The sequence below is a fragment of the Pseudomonas fragi genome, from assembly GCF_025426255.1.
Taxonomy (GTDB): Bacteria; Pseudomonadota; Gammaproteobacteria; order Pseudomonadales; family Pseudomonadaceae; genus Aquipseudomonas; species Aquipseudomonas kulmbachensis.
Genome location: NZ_CP104861.1, coordinates 2116757 through 2134651 on the forward strand (window position 1 = coordinate 2116757; position 17895 = coordinate 2134651).

Genomic DNA, 17895 nt, shown 5'->3' on the forward strand with positions numbered 1-17895 from the left:
TCTCTGTATGAGCACTTTTAATTAAGAATAATCGTCTTGCTGTTTTCAATCGCAGGCCTCATCGCCTTGCTTTTCTTGAGGTTCATCGAGCTTCTTGGTCTTGGTTTTTAACTCACTCACAATCACCGCGGCCACAATCAGCGCCGCGCCCAGCAATGCAATGGCGGGCAACCGCTCGCCAGCCAAGCGCCCTGCGATACCGGCCCAGACCGGCTCACCGGCATAAATAAGGGTTGCGCGGGTCGGTGAAACGCTTTTCTGAGCCCAATTCATCGCTACCTGAATCGCCGCACTGGCGGCGCCAAGGCCTACGGCACTGACTAACAATAGCCATGAAAAGTCAGGAATGGCTTCTTGTGCAGGAATAACCATCAAAAAGGCCAGAATCGACGCAGTACTGAGCTGAACCACCGTGACCCGGCGCACGTCGACTTTGCCTGCATAAGCGCTGATCAAAATAATTTCGGCGGCGATCGCAATCGCGCTGATCAGCGTGGCGATCTCGCCAGGGCTGAAATCGAGGGAGGCGCCGCTCGGACCGGACAGCAGCATCAGTCCGGTAAAGGCCAGCATGATCCCCAGGCTGGGCATCAACCCTGGCCTGCGTCCCAGTACCAGCCACTGCAGTAATGGTACAAAGGGTACATACAGCGCAGTGATAAACGCCGACTGGCTACTGGGTATGGTCTGCAGGCCAATGGTTTGCAAGCCGTAGCCGAGCATGATCGAAACCCCGATAAACATGCCTGCCTTAAGCTCGAACAAGGTAATGCCACGCAGACTGCGAATCGAAAACAGCGAAACAATTGCCGCGGCCGCAGCAAAGCGCAGGCCCACAAAAAACATTGGCCCGCTCGCCGTCAACGCGTGCTGCACCAATAGAAAGGTGACACCCCACACCATAGTGATAAGGATCAGCACGCATTCCGCTTTACTCAAGCGAGAAGTCAGAGACATCAGTCTGGATAGTTTCAATGGCGTCGCAACCTTGCGTGCTACGTGAAGGGAGACGCACAATGCGCCAAAGCTGGGCAGTATACTGCGCAGCCCCACAAGGTGAGCAATATAGTGCCCAAAGAAAATTCACAGCGTGCGTCAGTCCTGCAACACGTCAGCCAGAACGTCCGCCGTCTCCGGCTGCTCGCGCACCTGAGCCAAAGCGCTTTATCAGAACTGTCTGGCGTCAGTCGCCGGATGCTGGTAGCCATAGAAGCGGGGGAAAAAAACGTCAGCCTCAGCACCCTTGACCGCGTTGCGGAAGCCTTGAACGTAGGGTTCAGCGACCTGATCCAGGCTCCTGGCTCGCCCGACCCGAGTCGCATCAACGAAGTGGCCTGGAGCGGCACCCAGGCGGGGAGCAAAGCGGTACTGCTGTCCAAAGCCACGGCTACACGCGAAGTGGAACTATGGGAATGGACACTGGAGCCGGGTGATGAATACCACTCGCAGGCAGATGGTGAAGGCTGGAGCGAACAGTTGTACGTATTCGAAGGCTGCCTGACCCTGGTGATCGACGAACAGGCGCTGCGCTTTAGCGCGGGAGAGTTCTACATGTACCCCAGCAACAGACCCCATGTGTACCGCAACGAAGGCGACGGGATATTGCGCTTTATGCGCAATGTCGTGATCTGAAAACCGGTGACCTGAGAATAACTAAAAATTATTAGAATTCAGGGGGTTGCCAGCTTCAACCTTCTAGTACATAATGCGCGCCATCAGCCCGGGGGCAACTACCTGAAGTGCTGAAGAATCAAATGCTTGTAGCGATAACATCGCAGTAACAAACTCTTGTTTTTGACGCTTCTAACGAAACCTCAAGCACAATTGGCCGAATAGCAAAATGGTTATGCAGCGGATTGCAAATCCGCCCACGCCGGTTCGATTCCGGCTTCGGCCTCCACATTCTAAAGCCCCGTAGATCTTGGTCTACGGGGTTTTTTTATGCCTGAGATTTGACGATCAGTTCCGCAACTTTTGGAATCGCTTCCGCAAGAGCCTCTGATTCAACGACCATTTTAAAAATTTTGCTTGAGTGTTTTTCATTTGATTGAGCCAAGGCAGGCATGGCTGATGCTGATTTGCCAAAATCGGTGCGCGACGGCTTTCGTATAAATAACCTATGGCATTAGGCCACCAAAAATCGCTTACTATAGGTTAACGTGCAGGGAGGTCGCGAATTTAGGGTAGGCGGGCTCCTCGCGATAATGATTTTTCACGTCATTAATGAGGTCAGTTAGATGGCTTATGACGCTTCTCCGTCGTGGAGCGGATTTAATTATCAAGGGAAAGTTGCTCTTTTCTACGTGCTCTCCATGATAAATTCCAAATCGTTAAGTTATGACTTTAATAACTATACAGTGACGTTAGAAAAAACTGAGGATTTCGAAATCGCTGAAAGCGGTAGAGTGATATCGTATCATCAGGTTAAGGCGTATCAACTGCCGAGTTACAGTAAATATAGCGAAGCGCTTATAGGTATAATGCTTGAGCTATATAAATGTAAGGATGCTAAAGGGTTTCTTCATACTTGGAAGGAAGTCAATCCAAAGCAAGGTAAGAAAGATCTAGTTGAGTCAATATGTAGTGATTTTTCAGAGATTTTTCATGAATACAATAATGGTCCGAGAGTCCCCGGAAATTCGTTAATTGAAAAAGCTGCTAGTTCGGAAATCTCTATTCCTAAAAAGGCTTCAATAATTAGGTTGGCACTGCCTAAAAAAACAGAATCAGAGATAGCGACAATACTCAATGATATTGGTCTGGGAGTAGATTCTAGTCTGTCTCGCTTTTCTCTTTTCGAATACCCGGATGGAGAAAAGTGTTGTGATCTTGAAGATATCAATATTAAAGTAAAAAATGAGTTGGCTGTAGCTTTTAATAACAGGAAGATTGTTGCGACAGAAAAGCAGTTGTCTAATGCATTTCATTTTTTTTTAGGGCAAATAGATAAGCATATTATTGAAAGGCACAAGAAAGAAGGGGGTAAGCCTATATCTATCTCGTTTAACTTTATAATTGCTATTCTAAGTCGTGATTTTGAGGATGTTAGCTCCGAGTATTTAGCTTATCAATTTAAAAATGAGTTTCTAGAGATTTTTGATGAGTTTATGGGGGATGATGAGTGCTATTCAATGCCTTTAGATGGTAACGAATGTAACTTGCATTCCGTTAGGAATATACTCTCTAGGCTGAGTGCTGTGGAATTGTGGGGGTACTTCCGTAGTTTTTGTCCTCATGAATATATTGAAAGTGCTAATAATATATCGAATGCATTAAATATTAGCAAAGAGGGTATTCTCTTCGTGCTAATCAAGATATTCAATGTGATCAGCCATCAGCGTGCAATACATGACCCTGCAAGAGGGCGCCTTACGTACAAAGCTAAGACTCGTCCGCCACAGCACTATCTACCTACTACTATACTTAGTCAGTATACTCCCGCAAAAATTGCAAAAAAGATTTTAGAAAATCCGAATATGATCGAGATTCTATATGAGGTTGGGACACTAATTTATGATGGTGATCATGTAACACAACTATCAGCAGTAGCCCAAAAACACACTACGCCCCCAATTGATGTTGATGCAGATCCGAGGGCAAGGCGAGATGCGATACTTGAAACTATCCGACTAATTCCAATTGATCTAGCTAAGGCTGAATTAGATGCTAATTGAGATAATTAATAATATCCTTTCGTGCAATGGATATGAACAAGTGGAAATACCTATTTTGCTAGAAGGGTATCAAATCTTCTTGTACACGCCACGTGATCCTGGCAAGGAAGAGTACTTTGTAACTATCGAAGCCTCAGTTCAAGAAGAAGCTGCTCATTCTTTTGTTTTTAATGAAGGAGCAGAAGCTATTTTTGAAAAAATTCGAAATATAGAGAATGTAGGGCGGTCGTTTGAAAAAAATAGTACCTTGATCATATGTTGCGAGAACAACACAATAGATCGGGATTTGACATTAAAAATAGAAGAGGATCATTACAATTTTAAAAAAAATATAGTGACGTATACTAAAGGTGAAATAACAGCATTTTCAGAAATAGTTTCACAGGTTTCAGAGATTACTAATGATGTGATTAGCGATATTATAAACTCTGATTCTGGAAATGATTTTAGCGCATTCAAAGAGCAGATAAGGAATCGCAATAATCATTTCTCTCTAGCTTTGAAGATAATGATGAAGCTGCCATTCATTACCTATGTGCCTAAACAAAAAAATTTAATGGATCTAGAATCGGATATTGAAAGTCATCTGTCGGAGTTTCAACGCCCAATTTACTTTGATTTGTTGGCGATTCCTCCAGAATTGGGTGATGATGAGTTCGAAGCGGTTGTAATGCGCTCTTGGGGTGTTTTATTATGAAATATATAAAGTCGATCACCTTCAAGAACTTCAAGGTTTTCGGGGAGGAACCTTATAGGATAGATTTTTCTAACAGTCATCTTGTCCTCCTTGATGGACCTAACGGGTATGGTAAAACGTCTGTGTTTGACGCCATAGAGTTGGCTCTAACTGGAACTATATCACGCTTATTTACTCTAGAGAATAAACAGCATCCAGCCGATATTGTTGTGGCGCACGGCGGAGCAAATGAAGTAGAAATCACCCTCGAATTTGAAGATGATATCCAGGGGGGTTACTTAATACAGAGGAGGCTTAAAAACCCACTTCCACGAGATGCAAAAAAAATATCTAAATTCGCAGATCTCTGGCAGCTGTACGAGATGAAAGACGGCAGTTGGCAGCAAGCGCAGCCAGATGCATTAAATAAGTATTTAAATAGTCCCAATTTCTCACGTGATTTTTCCCTTTTCAACTATATTCAACAGGAAGATACAGCTCGCTTCTTGAAGACGAATAGCGAGACGCAAAGGGCAGAGGCCCTTTCCCAGCTTTTCGGAGATACTAAGGCTGCTGAGCAAAAGCGCGAACACTTAGTTTCTATCGGCAAACGAATTGACAGTCAAAAGCGTAGTACTACTACTCGTATCAATACTCTTAAGTCTGCGTACAATGTGACTAGCGCTCTAGAATTAAGTGGTACTGTATTAACAAATCATTTCTTTCTTTTGCCTTGGTTAAGCAGCAGCTCATCACCGCCTGAATGGGATCTGGAGCATTTAAAGGCGCTCACGCAAGAAAAGCTAAATAGTTTCATGCAGGAGTTGGACTATATAAGGTCATTCTTTGTTCATAAAGATTACTTTCTCAAGTCGAGAGGGTTGATCAAGGCTGTGCAAGAAACTGAGGTGATTACACTTTTCATCAAAGCCTATAAATCGCTGCCGAACACTGCTGAATATCTAGAGAGTGAACGTTTAACAAGATTCCTAAAAGAGTCGTTCGATGTTCTCAATTCAAGAAAACTGAGTGAAATAAAAGAGTTATCTAAAGTCGAAATTTTATTTGGTGTTTTGCAGTTAGAGGGGGCTAATGACTTTATCCTAAAGCTTGACGAGCTTTTGGTGGAAGAGGCGAAGAGAATAGGCGTAGGATCGCTTTATGCAGAACTGATTAAACATCATGATGCTATGAGTAGCGATTTGAATAATATGCCTGGCGAAACTGATTGCCCGCTTTGCGGGCAGCCATATGAGAGTCATGGCAATTTGGTTCGTGAGATATCTCAGCACGGTGAGCTGATGAGGTTAATGCTCTCGGATCAAGACAAACGCTTTGTGAATATGCGAGATAGTTTCCAAGCTGTGAATCTACGTCCGTTGTTAGACAAGCTAGCTTTCTATTTAAGTAATTCAACTGCAACTTCTGGAGACGAAGCACGTTTAATAACGCGTGCTAATGAGCTTCAAGAAAGGCTTGTAAAATTATCGAACTGGCTTGTTAAAGAGGGAATCCCTCATGATGATTTGTTGGTATTGAAATTAACTGATAAAATTTCAGACACAGAGCTATCAGTTGCGGTTAGCGAGCTACGTAGACGGATACTAGCCCATGCAGGACCTTCTAGTGATGGTTATGATGATGTAAATGTCGGAAACGTTTTTGATAGAATTTATCGAGAGTATTTTCTGAATGAAAAAACTTACATAACTGATCAAGTTTTTTCCGGCATTGCTCAAAAGGAGCAATATATACGGAATATATACTTCAGTTCGCTAGATGGAGTAATACAAGAGCTTGGTCGATTAGAGAAGTACTATTCTGCTCTCAGTTTGGCGGCAAATGATGTCGGTGAGATACTGGGTGTCATGAAGTCTCAAATTGGTAAGTATAGGAAAAAGCTCATAACCGACGTTGAAATTCCAGTGTATATCTACTCAGGGAAAATATTGCAAACTCATCAAGCTGGACTTGGCCAAGGAATCTTTATAAAAGATCCGACCGGTGGGGCGGAGTTGAAAAATGTACGGCTCGTTTCAAACTGGAAAAGTGATCATGATATTCTTAATACCATGAGTTCAGGGCAAATATCTGCCGTAGTAATATCCTTGACGCTAGCTCTTAATCGAGTCTATTCAACTTCTTTTTCAAGTATATTGATTGATGATCCCGTCCAGACAATGGATGATATCAATATGTCGTCTTTGGTTGAGCTTCTCAGAAATGAATTTGGAGATAAGCGGATTTTATTATCCACACATGAGGAAAAGGTTTCTAGGTATTTTACTTATAAGTTTTTAAAACATGGTAAGTCTGTAAAGCGCGTCAATATTATGGAGAGAAAGGACTATGCTCCAAGCAACAACTATATTTATCAGGGTTCATAGATAGCCTTCAGTTATAACGGCGCCAGGATGTTTTTTCTTGCTTGGAGAAAACATCCTGCAATAAATATTGTTGCTGTTAAAGTAGTATAATTTCTGAATTATAGTTTATTTTGTAGGTTTAACTATTTCACCAACTCGTCTATATACTTTTTTAGTGATTTCTTCGGTGGAGTGCCCCAGTAAGCGACTTGCATGCGTTAGCTCTATCTCACTAGCCGCTTTGGGGCGAATATCCTTGAACTGAAACTGCCGAATGTTGGCAGCAAGTGCTGGATCACCGTTTGTCGCGGCTTTGATTGCTGCTTTTTCCCGAGCATCGTCCCAGCGGTTGCGTAGCATCTGTTGGCTCATACGTAGCCCGGACGAGTTGGTGATCAGCGTCGACGTTTTAACTCCGCTGAGAGCTCTGCGCTCCAGCAATTCATCGATAAAGGTGCTTAACCCCGATTGGATGCCTGCATCCTCCAACCGAAGGCGCAGGCGCTTTTCAGTTTTGCCTTGGCCAATCAGCAGAAAGCCGTTGTTCAAGTCGGTGGCTGCAATCTTATGTACATCTGCAGGGCGCTGCCCAGTCAGATATGCCAAGTCCATTGCATCCTTCAGTTCTTGTGCGGCCTCTGATGAGGGGTACTTTGGTCATGGAGCTTTGAAGTTTAGATAGAGATATCGTGAATGTCCGTAGGCTTTTGCTGAAACCACACACAATCCATCTGTTTAAAACGTAGCTTTGATCTGTAAGCCCACGGCCAAAGCGTTGCCTCTTTTTTTGCCGGAGAACGCACCAGGCTCAATGTAGTACTGCAGGTCAGGACGCAGCAGCAGCCAGGGGGTGACTTGCGCGCCATAGTTAAGCTCAATCATTTGCTCACCATTGTCGAGGTTGGCGATCATCTCGGATTCGCCGAAGCTGGTCGCCGCTGCTTCTTGTGCATCCCGCGTACGGGAGTTGAGTACGGCCCGGCCATAACCCAACGCAATGCTGTCATGCGGGCGGCTGGCAAAAGGCTTTTGCTTGACCAGGCCGACCGAGTACCAGCGACGCATTGGCGAGGTGGCTGCGTTGCTGGTGGCCGCCTGGCCGAACAGGCGCAGCACGCTTTCAGGGTCTTGCTCATCCCTCCAGATTGCCTGGTCCATCAACACGTAAGCCCCGGTGCGGTTATTGCTTTTTTCTGTGCTACCAATTTTTTGCGAGTCAGAGCTGTCGTAGTACCAGCCGACTTTGTATTGGCCATTGAGAAAGGCGTTGTTATTGAAGATGGCTTCCAGCGGCAGAATGGCCCCGGTGGAGTCGTGGCTGGGCATGGAAAACGCTTCGGAGGGAAGGCTGTTGTGCTCTGGGTTGACCTGGAATACCGCGGTTTGCAGCGTCAGTGAAGCGTTGACGCCGTAACGCAACTCTCCACCCCAGTGAGCTGTCGGGTAGTTGCCCCACCCGCTGCCGCTGGACATGGTCAATGGGTGCGCACAAAAGCCGGCGCTCACAAAGTTGGTCAGGATCGGCATGCCACCAAAATCGGTGCCCATCACCATGTAGCCGATTTTGGCAGACACGTCCGGAGAAAACAGATTGCGCTGGTAACTGAACTCGGTCAGTCGCGTGTATTCGCCACCGTAGTTTTCTTGTGCAGACAGGCGGTTGCCGAGCAAGTCTTCCGTGGCGCTATGGCCGCGACGGTCGTTAACCAGAATTTGCACAAATCCGGCGTCCGGGGTGTCCAGCAGTTTACTCAGATCAAACTTGGCGCCCACGCGTATTTGTTGCGCATAGCGCGTACCGCGCTTGATCCCGCCATGCAGGTTGGAAATCGTTTCAGAGCTGTAGTCACCGGTCAGTGTGATGCCCTTGTCCGCCAGTTTTTGGCGCTCACCACCCCAATCGCCGGTGAGTGTCGAACGACTCATCAGGTCGGAAGTGTCAGCCAGTGCTGAAGACGGACTCAAGATACACAGCGACAAACCGCTGCACAGGCTGGTGGTCAGCAGCGCGCGGAAAGAAAAAAACATTGGGGTGTGCTCCGTTGCAAAAAATAAAAAATGTTGGTGTATCGCTCAACGACACGCTGGCACGGCAGGAAACTGGCCAGCTCTAGCTTTTCTGGCCTGATACCGTCTCGAGAACTGCGGTGTTAGTACCTGATTCCGGGCCGAGTTGGTCCCTCCTTGGGTGTCCATGAGCGGGTTTATGACGGGGGTTGCAGGTACTCGAAGCCGTTCGGATCTTCGCTTCACACGACTAATAGGGCCTGAAAGTGGCAGGGCTGGTGAATGTCATCCTGTGTGAGCCGTAAGGCTAAGTTTATGCCGATGTTTTTTTCAGATAAATCCAGGGAACTAAGAAACATTATTGGAGAGACAGTAATAATCCGGTGGCGATATCCGGACTTTCGCTTGCAGAAACGGCGATCCTTAGTGTTCAACGCTTATTGCTTTTGAAATTACTCGCACGTCAAAAAGAAGAGAAAACAAAAGGGACTGCACCCCCCTCGTTGCCATGGATTATTACTGTTTCACCAACAATGTTTCTCAAACCTTTGGATTTATCCCAAGAAGTGCCCGTATAAAATAGCTCAGCGTCTCCAGCTCACTCTCGGAACGTCGAGCCAGCAGTGCCCGGACAAACACCTCCCCGCGTTTCGTAGAGCCTTCGGCGTATTCATTGCGACTGCAACAACCTGCTGCGCTGATTGCCTGTGCTCGCTTGCTGTCGGCAGGGCGGTAATTCTGATTCCGACACCTGCTATGCCCAGCCCTTTACGGGTCGAACTGAACATTCGACCCAGCTGTTCGCACAGCGTGCGGGCAGTTTTGTATTCACCCATAGAGCATTCACGAAATGACGAATGACCAACCATCTCAAACTTCAAGACGCTCAATGAGCACTATCGCGAGGGTGCTGTTTTCCCTGTTTGTATTTGCCGTGGCACTGGCTTTGATTTATGGCGGGATCAAACTAGTGGCGCTGGGCGGGTCAAGTTATTACTTGATCGCAGGCTTGGCTTATCTGGCACTGGCGGCACTCTTTCTGTTGCGCAAGTGTTTGGGTATTACCCTCTCTGTTGCCATATTCTTTGCAACCTGTGCCTGGGCCTTTTATGAAGTGGGTCAGTTCAGCTATTGGGAACTGCTGCCACGCTTGGTCATTCCGGCCATCATCCTGACACTCAGTCTGTGGGTCGGCGCCGCGTTGCCGGACACGTCCCTGAGCACCCGGCGCGCCGCTAACCGGTTCGGGTTTGCCGTATTCCTGGCACTGGTCGCGACATTTATTGCTGCGTTCTACCCGCACGGCGGGATCTCGAACCCGGTCGCCGCCACTGACGCACCCAAGGCCGAAGAGCCCTCCAACGCCCCTGAAAACTGGGAGTTCTTTGGGCGTAATGCCTCGGGAACACGGTTTGCTCCTTACACGCAAATCACCCCGGACAACGTCAAGGACCTGCAGGTTGCCTGGACCTACAGAACAGGTCGTCGCACCACAGGTGCCGGCGCGGGTGTAGATGAAAACACACCGTTGCAGATCGGCAATGTTCTGTACTCGTGCACACCGGAAAACCTGATAACCGCGCTGGACGGTGATACCGGGACCCCGCTCTGGAAATTCGATCCCAAAGCCAAAAGTGAAGAGCACGTGACCTGCCGTGGCGTGGGCTATTACGACATCGATAAAGACGACAGTCTGAGCGCTGAGGTCAAGGCGTCATATGGCAATGAGCAGCAGTGCCGCCAGCGTATTCTGGTGTCGTCTGTGGATGCCCGTTTGTTTGCGCTTGATGCGCATACCGGCACCCTGTGTCCGAGCTTTGGCGACAACGGTTATGTCGATCTCAAGAAAGGCATGGGCCCGACTGAAAACAGCAAGCGCTATCACCCCACCTCGCTGCCGGTTGTCATGGGCCACCTCACCGTGGTCGGTGGCTGGGTACGGGACATTGTGGCGGGCGAACCTTCCGGCGCCGTTCGCGCATTCGACGTTCTGACAGGTGCGTTGGTGTGGGCCTGGGATGTAGGTGCACCTGAGGGCAAGAACACAGCGGCAGACGATCATCAGTTCGCTCTGGAGACGCCTAACGTCTGGACAATTCCGACCTACGATAAAGAGTTGAATCTGGTCTACCTGCCTACGGGCAATGGCCCGCCCGACTACTGGGGTGGTGATCGCAACCAGGTTAAAGAGCAGTTTGGCACGGCCGTCGTTGCAGTCGATGCATCAACCGGTAAAGCCAAATGGGTTTATCAGATCGTTCACCACGACGTCTGGGACTATGACCTGCCTTCGCAGCCTGTGCTCTATGACATCAAAAACGCCCAGGGCGAGAAGACTCCGGTCTTGATCCAGACCAGCAAGACCGGCAACATTTTTGTGCTGGATCGCCGTACCGGCAAGCCGGTTACAGAAGTTGAAGAACGCGCGGTTCCTACCTCTCCAGCAGCAGAAGGCGAGCACCTGTCGCCTACCCAGCCGTTCTCGGTCGGGATGCCGACCATTGGTGTCGACCCGCTGACCGAGAAGTCGATGTGGGGCGTGACGACTTTTGACCAACTGTATTGCCGGATCATGTTCAAAGACTCCGTCTACCTGGGTCCGTTTACACCGCCAAGTGAAAAACCGTACATCGAATGGCCTGGCTTGCTGGGCGGCATGAACTGGGGTGGCATCTCCATCGACGAAAACACCGGCATGATGTTCGTCAATGACATGCGCATGCCGCTGCGGATGTCACTGGTCAAAAAGGAAGACACCAAGAAGTTCAACGTGTCGACCGATGAAGTCCCGGGCTTCATGGGAACCATTCGCCCACAAGTCGCCGGTATCTATGGCGGTGTGAAAATCGACATTCTGCAGTCACCACTGGGCGTACCGTGCAACTCACCACCCTTCGGCAGCATGAGCGCCATTGACCTCAACACCCAGAAACTGGTCTGGCAGGTTCCGTTGGGCACCGTCCAGGACACTGGCCCTCTGGGGATCAAAACGCATATGCCAATCCCGCTGGGCATGCCAACACTGGGTGGCCCGACCTCAACGGCATCTGGCCTGGTGTTCTTCGCCGGCACCCAGGACTACTACCTGCGAGCGCTGGATTCGGCCACCGGTAAAGAAGTCTGGAAAGCCCGCCTGCCGGTTGGCGCGGTTGCAGCCCCGCTGATCTACAAATCACCCACCACCGGGAAGCAGTACGTGGTCATCTCCGCAGGTGGCATGAGCCACTCGCCTGATGTCGGTGACTACATCATTGCCTATGCATTGCCGGACAGCATCATCCAGAAATAACGCCTTGATTGACGTTAACTGAAATGGCCCGCCTGCTCCCCAACAGGCGGGCTTTTTTGTTCAATGCCAGTTGTTGTTCGGCTTCGGCCTAAATAACGCCCTTAAATTTGGTGCTTGTTACGAGGAGAGGGCTTCGACTGATCTCATAGATCCGGTAGTCTGCTTTCGACCTAGGCTGTGTAAAAACGTTTTTCAGTGCGAAAGTTACTCAAAACCAGACTGGAAACCGCGCTTCTACGCAAAATCCACATCTGTGATGTGCTGATGAATTTCAGATTTAACGTAGAAGCGCGCACTTCGAATTTGGCGACTCGTTTTTACACACTCTGGACCATAAACAGTCGCTCAAATGTTTCTACGAAACCAGGGGCGATTCAGAGATTATACTGGCAGAGCTGCTATTCGCAGCAGGAATACAACAATAGAGGTGTCACGGTAGACAATGACGGAAAGAGCAGGCAACCCCAAGAATTCGTCCACCGATGAGAACGTGAGCACGAGGCAGCCAGCAGTCATTCTGGACTTACGTTGGCTCATTCTTACCCTCGTACTGTTATCTGTCCTGGCTACGTTGGGCAATAGTCTCATCACGGCATATAGAGTGCAGCGGGATGCTTTGATGGACCATGCGCTGCAATCAAACAGTGCTTATGCGTCAAAAGTAGCTTCAAGCCTCTCTGAATTCATTCATTCTGCACAAAGCCATCTGCGTTATAGCGCCGACGAGTTGGGCAAGGAGTGGGGTAATGCCAAGGTACTGCGGGCCGAAGCTGTACGCCTACAAAAGCAGGATGCAGATTTTAACTCGATAGCGATTGTCGATACTAATGCCAAAGTTCTGGAAGCGTACCCAGACACACTGCAAATCAATGGTTCAACTTTGCGATCGGATGCGATTCGAAAAGCCATCGATGTGAAACGTCCTTACATTAGCTCAGCTTATGAATCAGCAGCTGGTAATCTGGTCGTATTCGTCTCAGAACCTATTTATGATTCCTCAAACCGTTACATTGGAATCATAGGCGGTTCGATTTACCTGCAGCAGGATAGTGTACTTCACACGTTAATCAGCCGGCACTTTAACCATGAAGGTACATTTGCCTTCATCGCCGATCAGGATCGTCAACTACTTTATCATCCTGATGCGTCGCGTATTGGTGAGACCCTCGGATGGAGCAAGACCGTGGATGCTGCTTTACGTGGCGAAAGTGGGTCCGTGGCCGTGCCTAATTATAAGGGCATACCGATGCTTGCTGGATATGCTCAGGTGCCTGGAGCCGGTTGGGCCGTCGTCGTACAGCAGCCTCGCGAGGTTAGCCTTGCACCCTTGAACACGTTGATGCACGACATGATTTTTGGGATGCTACCTGCTGCATTGATCGGCTTTGTACTGATTTGGATAGGTGCTCTGATGATCTGTCGGCCATTGCACCAGCTTTCCACGATCGCAGGGCAATTGGCTGCAACGCAAGCCTCTGAGCAACTTCGAAACGTGAAGGCATGGTATCTGGAGGCCTTTTCTATCCGTCAAGCGATGCTGGCCGGTGTGTACCTATTACAAGCAAAGATGGGGCGTCTAAGCCAGCAGGCGCTTTCTGACCCTCTGACAGGTCTGGCGAATCGTCGAGCGATGAATGATGAGTTGCGGGGGCTGGAGCAGGCAGGTCGAACTTATTCCATATTGTCACTGGATATAGACCATTTCAAAAGGGTAAATGACACCTTCGGCCATGACAAAGGTGATGTGGCGATAAAGCAGGTTGCGGAAACACTCCTCAGTCATTCACGCAATGGTGACTTCGCTTGCCGAGCGGGTGGAGAGGAGTTCTTGCTGATTTTGCCGGAGACCGGTGTCGATTCGGCGAGCATAATTGCCGAGCGAATTCGCCAGGCAATCGCTACATGCGACATTTCTGGTGTTGGACATATTACGGCTTCGATCGGTGTCGCGACTTGTGAACACATATCTACTACCTCAGAGGTTGTACTCAAGAGGGCGGACGAATGCTTGTATCGTGCCAAACAAGGGGGGCGTAATCGCGTGGAGTCGAGTCCTCAATCTGGATCCGAATGAATCGCCCCTTGATCGTAGATATATCCAATTACAACCCATAACGAGGCCAATCAAAATAACAGAGGCAGCAGACCAGTATCGGCAAGCAGGGGTAATTCGAAATTACCCCTCAAGAACTTAGGCAATTTTAATAACTACCTTGCCGAAAGCTCCCCTCTCTAAATGTTCATAAGCTTGGCGTGCCTCTGCAAACGAATAGACCTTGTCTATTACTGGTCTGATTTGGTTCTCGTTGAGAAAGGCGTTCATGCGGTCGAAAGCCGAGCGTGGCGCGACTGCAATGCCACGGATGGTCGTCTGCCGGAAAATCAACGGCATCAGGCCAAGCTCGGTGGTCTGCCCTGTCAGGAAGCCGATCTGTGCGATCTTGCCAGCCGCCTTGGTCGCTGCGATCGACTGGTTCAGGCCATTGCCACCGGCAACGTCCAGGAGCAAGTCGACCCCTTTGCCGTCGGTGAGCTTCAGCACTTGCTCTTCCCAGTCAGGGTGGGTCCGGTAGTTCACTCCGGCGACTGCGCCCAGTTTCATGGCAGCCTCCAGATTCGCGTCATTGCTCGATGTAACTATGACTCTGGCGCCCAGCGCGGTAGCCAGTTGAATAGCAAAGATCGACACACCGCCAGTACCCTGGACAAGAACGCTATCTCCCGCTTTGATCTGGCCGTAGTCCACGAGTGAGTACCAGGCTGTAAGCGCAGCAATAGGCAGTGTCGAAGCTTCTTCGTCGGACATATTATCGGGGGCGCGCACAGCGCTATCCTCGTGAATGATCATGTACTCGGCAAGACCGCCTGGTAGGGGCGAGCCAAAGCAGTAATCCGGTTCGTCCGGGCCAGGGGGGCCATCAATCCAGCGCGAATACAAGTGCGAGTTTACCCTGTCCCCAACCCTGAATCGGCTTACCCCTTCACCAACAGCTACTACCGTTCCAGCTGCATCACTCACGGGTATCAGCGGTTTGGGCACCTTATGTGGCTCGTAAATACCGTCGACGATGGCTTTGTCGCGGAAGTTGAGAGAAACAGCACCAACTTTGACCAGCAACTCTCCTGCCTTCGGTTCCGAAGTAGGGGTGTCACGAAGGACTAAATTGTCGAGACCAAAATCATTCAGAAGCCAGGCTTTCATTTCGTTTCTCCTTAAAGGGCACCAGTCATACCTGGTGTGGTGCAGCCATTGTTCCCTTTGAGTCGACTACGATAAATACGCTAGGCAGAACAAGACTATTCCCTCTGGAGGCAACAATGCCTTAGATTTGATGCTTTTAGCAGCAACAAAACCTACGTGAGGGTCTATGGAACTGCTTCAATCAATGCAGGTTTTTGTTCGTGTTGCCGAGCTTGGGAGCTTCACGAAAGCCGCTGATGCCACTCAATTGGGGCGACCTCAGGTCACCAGGGCCATACAGGAGCTGGAAGCGTCTCTTGGGGTGAGACTTTTTCAGCGTACGACTCGACAAGTTCGGCTGACGACTGAGGGGGAGCAGTTTTACGAACGGGTCATGGATATTCTAGGACGCCTCGCTGAGACGACATCAATGTTCGATACTTCGGGGGCATCCCTTCGTGGAAAACTGCGAGTTGATATTCCATCGGCACTTTCCCAGCCTGCATTCATCACAAGTTTGAGAGAGTTCACCCATAGTCATCCGCAAATCGAAATGGCTTTGGGGGTTACCGATCGTACGGTGGATCTGGTCGCTGAAGGTGTCGACTGCGTGCTCAGGATTGGAGATTTGCCGGACTCCAGTCTGGTAGCCCGTCGTATTGGAATGGCAACTATGGTGACGTGCGCGGCGCCAGGATATATCCAAGAGTTCGGGGCGCCGGATACTCTGGAGGCGCTGGACACTCACCGTTGCATAAGTTTTCTCTCCGGTCAGAACCACCGTCGGCTCCCCTGGCAATTCTCGCAGGGCGGCATCGACAGGGGTTACGTAAGTCACCGCGGCATCGTCGTCAATGAGTCCAACGCTTATGTGCAATGTGGCGTAGCCGGTTTTGGCATTCTTCAGGCTCCGGGAATCGCGCTGGAGCGGTATCTGGCTGAAGGGTCGCTGGTTGAAGTGCTTGAGAACTATCGGCCAAGACCGCGCCCGGTGTCCGTGTTGTATCCGAGCAGAACGCACCTCGCCCCTCAGGTTCATGCTTTTGTCGACTGGGTAAGTCAGCGGTTTGCACTTCTTTATCCTGTATGGCTTGAAAAAATAGCTCCGGGACTGAATCGTCCCTAGTTTCGTAGACAGCTTTGAGCGGCTGCTTTGTATCCGTCCGGCGAAGTCATCTATCCCGGCCTGCAAAGCCAAGACATGGTGTGCACTTAAATTTAAGTGGACACCAGTTCTAGCCTTTTAAGCGGGTCTTTTCATGCAGCCACAACGCCGTTCCTACTCCAAACCCTTCAAGGCCCAGGTTATTCAAGAGTGTGCTCAGCCCGGAGCCTCGATTGCCAATGTCGCGTTGACCCACAGCCTCAACGCGAACCTCGTCCATAAATGGATTCGAGTGCAAACGCAGAAAACCATGCAGCCGCTTGCGCGACCTTTCTTCGAGACCTGTTGCGATGATCCGTATCGACTCAATCTGGCTCGCCACCGAGCCCATGGATATGCGCGCCGGCACTGAAACCGCACTGGCGCGGGTGGTTGCGGTTGTTGCCACATCAGTGGGTGCCTTCTGACTTTCGCAAAGTGCGTTGACGGCACGCTGACGGTTGCCGTGGGCCTCGGGATCGCACTGATGGTTTAGCAGACGCGGCAGGCGTCAGCGCATCGCGACGAAGTGCCTGGATAGGCGCAGGTGATGGGCATCGGCGCCTACGTGGCCCAGTCCGGATCAGGTTTTGAAAAGCTCCGTGCCCATGAAGTCGATGAACGCGCGCAGCTTCGGCGCCCGGTGCTTACTCGATGGCCAAAGCATGCGGAAGGTGCCCTGATGCTGGTTGAAGTCGTCCAGCACCGTCACCAGTTCGCCGGCCGCAATGGCATCACGCACCATGAAGTCCGGCAGGCAGGCGATTCCAAGGCCATCGCGGGCGACGTGAAGCAGGGCCTCGGTGGTGTTGCATACCATCGAAGCCAAGAGGACGGGTTCTGCCTCGCCCTCCGGCCTGCACAAGGGCCACGGCTCGAGCTTGCCGGTACTCGGGAACTTATGTTGCAGGCCAGCGTGGCCACTCAGGTCGGCGGGTACGCGCGGAGTGCCGCGTGCGGTGATGTATAGGGGCGAGGCAACCAATAGCAGCTTGAAGGTGCCCAGTGTGCGGGACATCAACCGGGAGTCGGCCAGTTCTCCGGTGCGAATGACGGCATCGAATCCATCCTCAATTACATCAACCAGCCGATCCGAGAAATCCACATCCAGTTCGATGGCGGGGTAGCGGTGCATAAAGGCCGTCAGCGCCGGCATAACCAAGCTGCTGACCAGCGGAATGCTCACGCGCAGCTTGCCTTGAGGGGACTGCCTGGTTTCCGACAGTTCCAATTGCGCCGCCTCGACCTCGCAGAGGATGCGTCGACAACGCTCCAGGAACAGCGTGCCTTCGGCGGTCAGCGTGATGCTGCGAGTGCTGCGGTGGAGAAGGCGCACGCCTAGGCGCTCTTCCAGCCGGGCCACACTCTTGCCCACAGCGGAAGACGAGACGCCGAGCACGCGCCCGGCTTGCGAAAAGCTACGGGCTTCCGCCGCCTGCACGAAGAACGCGATGCCGTTGAGGGAGTCCATTCTTCACCGATATAAGAAAATTTGTCCGATATGTTCGGAACCTTAGCCTATTTTTCTTGAGCGGGCCCGCACTTACGCTGACGGCTG

The 17895-nt window shown here is 50.3% G+C and carries 12 protein-coding genes, 1 tRNA gene and 2 pseudogenes; 9 read left to right on the top strand and 6 right to left on the bottom strand.

What is annotated here, in order from left to right; all coding sequences use genetic code 11:
* Positions 1–45: 45 nt before the first annotated feature.
* Positions 46–957 (bottom strand): DMT family transporter, encoded by a 912-nt coding sequence (locus N7D90_RS09685; RefSeq protein WP_261741952.1) that lies wholly within the window; start codon positions 955–957, stop codon positions 46–48.
* 111 nt (positions 958–1068) lie between these two features.
* Between N7D90_RS09685 and N7D90_RS09690 the strand changes: the two genes are divergently transcribed.
* Together N7D90_RS09690 and N7D90_RS09695 are read left to right on the top strand one after the other, a co-directional pair.
* A complete protein-coding gene (locus N7D90_RS09690) occupies positions 1069–1632 on the top strand; it encodes a helix-turn-helix domain-containing protein (RefSeq protein WP_261741953.1) in 564 nt (187 codons plus the stop codon).
* Between the two features lie 194 nt (positions 1633–1826).
* A tRNA-Cys gene (locus N7D90_RS09695) sits at positions 1827–1900 on the top strand.
* 39 nt (positions 1901–1939) lie between these two features.
* On the opposite strand, the gene N7D90_RS09700 is transcribed toward N7D90_RS09695, so the two are convergent.
* The gene (locus N7D90_RS09700; RefSeq protein WP_261741954.1) at positions 1940–2065 is read right to left on the bottom strand and encodes a hypothetical protein; all 126 of its coding nucleotides are present in this window, start codon (positions 2063–2065) and stop codon (positions 1940–1942) included.
* 172 nt (positions 2066–2237) lie between these two features.
* Here N7D90_RS09700 and N7D90_RS09705 point away from each other — a divergent pair, with 172 nt between their 5' ends.
* Genes N7D90_RS09705 through N7D90_RS09715 form a run of 3 tightly spaced genes read left to right on the top strand, consistent with a single transcriptional unit; the run spans position 2238 to position 6737 of the window.
* Positions 2238–3674, top strand: coding sequence for an ABC-three component system protein (locus N7D90_RS09705; RefSeq protein WP_261741955.1), 1437 nt, complete (start codon positions 2238–2240; stop codon positions 3672–3674).
* A gap of 40 nt (positions 3675–3714) precedes the next feature.
* Positions 3715–4371 carry an ABC-three component system middle component 1 gene (locus tag N7D90_RS09710; RefSeq protein ID WP_261741956.1) on the top strand — a complete coding sequence of 219 codons (657 nt, stop codon included), beginning with the start codon at positions 3715–3717 and terminating at the stop codon, positions 4369–4371.
* Positions 4368–6737, top strand: coding sequence for an AAA family ATPase (locus tag N7D90_RS09715; protein ID WP_261741957.1), 2370 nt, complete (start codon positions 4368–4370; stop codon positions 6735–6737). The genes N7D90_RS09710 and N7D90_RS09715 overlap by 4 nt, the downstream gene beginning before the upstream one ends.
* A 105-nt stretch (positions 6738–6842) precedes the next feature.
* Here N7D90_RS09715 and N7D90_RS09720 read toward each other — a convergent pair.
* A pseudogene (locus tag N7D90_RS09720) lies at positions 6843–7358 on the bottom strand (tyrosine-type recombinase/integrase); the annotation flags it as partial.
* 93 nt (positions 7359–7451) lie between these two features.
* Positions 7452–8744: a carbohydrate porin gene (locus N7D90_RS09725; protein ID WP_261741958.1), complete on the bottom strand. Its 1293-nt coding sequence runs from the start codon at positions 8742–8744 to the stop codon at positions 7452–7454.
* A gap of 868 nt (positions 8745–9612) precedes the next feature.
* Here N7D90_RS09725 and N7D90_RS09730 point away from each other — a divergent pair.
* Complete coding sequence (locus N7D90_RS09730) at positions 9613–12012, top strand: membrane-bound PQQ-dependent dehydrogenase, glucose/quinate/shikimate family (protein ID WP_261741959.1); 2400 nt, start codon at positions 9613–9615, stop codon at positions 12010–12012.
* 442 nt (positions 12013–12454) lie between these two features.
* Positions 12455–14086, top strand: a complete 1632-nt coding sequence (locus N7D90_RS09735) for a sensor domain-containing diguanylate cyclase (protein ID WP_261741960.1) — start codon at positions 12455–12457, stop codon at positions 14084–14086.
* Positions 14087–14203: 117 nt separating this feature from the next.
* On the opposite strand, the gene N7D90_RS09740 is transcribed toward N7D90_RS09735, so the two are convergent.
* Positions 14204–15214 (bottom strand): zinc-dependent alcohol dehydrogenase family protein, encoded by a 1011-nt coding sequence (locus N7D90_RS09740; protein ID WP_261741961.1) that lies wholly within the window; start codon positions 15212–15214, stop codon positions 14204–14206.
* 166 nt (positions 15215–15380) lie between these two features.
* Here N7D90_RS09740 and N7D90_RS09745 point away from each other — a divergent pair, with 166 nt between their 5' ends.
* Positions 15381–16319: a LysR family transcriptional regulator gene (locus tag N7D90_RS09745; RefSeq protein WP_261741962.1), complete on the top strand. Its 939-nt coding sequence runs from the start codon at positions 15381–15383 to the stop codon at positions 16317–16319.
* Between the two features lie 133 nt (positions 16320–16452).
* Positions 16453–16557: pseudogene (locus tag N7D90_RS24685) on the top strand (transposase); the annotation flags it as partial.
* A gap of 363 nt (positions 16558–16920) precedes the next feature.
* On the opposite strand, the gene N7D90_RS09750 reads toward N7D90_RS24685, so the two are convergent.
* The gene (locus N7D90_RS09750; protein ID WP_261741963.1) at positions 16921–17808 is read right to left on the bottom strand and encodes a LysR family transcriptional regulator; all 888 of its coding nucleotides are present in this window, start codon (positions 17806–17808) and stop codon (positions 16921–16923) included.
* Positions 17809–17895 lie beyond the last annotated feature (87 nt).

Excerpts from the sequence above, each read along its gene's own strand:
- N7D90_RS09730 (WP_261741959.1), top strand. The coding sequence starts at position 9,613 with ATGAGCACTATCGCGAGGGTGCTGTTTTCCCTGTTTGTATTTGCCGTG.
- N7D90_RS09700 (WP_261741954.1), bottom strand. The coding sequence starts at position 2,065 with ATGCCTGCCTTGGCTCAATCAAATGAAAAACACTCAAGCAAAATTTTT.
- N7D90_RS09685 (WP_261741952.1), bottom strand. The coding sequence starts at position 957 with ATGTCTCTGACTTCTCGCTTGAGTAAAGCGGAATGCGTGCTGATCCTT.
- N7D90_RS09705 (WP_261741955.1), top strand. The coding sequence starts at position 2,238 with ATGGCTTATGACGCTTCTCCGTCGTGGAGCGGATTTAATTATCAAGGG.
- N7D90_RS09750 (WP_261741963.1), bottom strand. The coding sequence starts at position 17,808 with ATGGACTCCCTCAACGGCATCGCGTTCTTCGTGCAGGCGGCGGAAGCC.
- N7D90_RS09735 (WP_261741960.1), top strand. The coding sequence starts at position 12,455 with ATGACGGAAAGAGCAGGCAACCCCAAGAATTCGTCCACCGATGAGAAC.
- N7D90_RS09715 (WP_261741957.1), top strand. The coding sequence starts at position 4,368 with ATGAAATATATAAAGTCGATCACCTTCAAGAACTTCAAGGTTTTCGGG.
- N7D90_RS09745 (WP_261741962.1), top strand. The coding sequence starts at position 15,381 with ATGGAACTGCTTCAATCAATGCAGGTTTTTGTTCGTGTTGCCGAGCTT.
- N7D90_RS09725 (WP_261741958.1), bottom strand. The coding sequence starts at position 8,744 with ATGTTTTTTTCTTTCCGCGCGCTGCTGACCACCAGCCTGTGCAGCGGT.
- N7D90_RS09740 (WP_261741961.1), bottom strand. The coding sequence starts at position 15,214 with ATGAAAGCCTGGCTTCTGAATGATTTTGGTCTCGACAATTTAGTCCTT.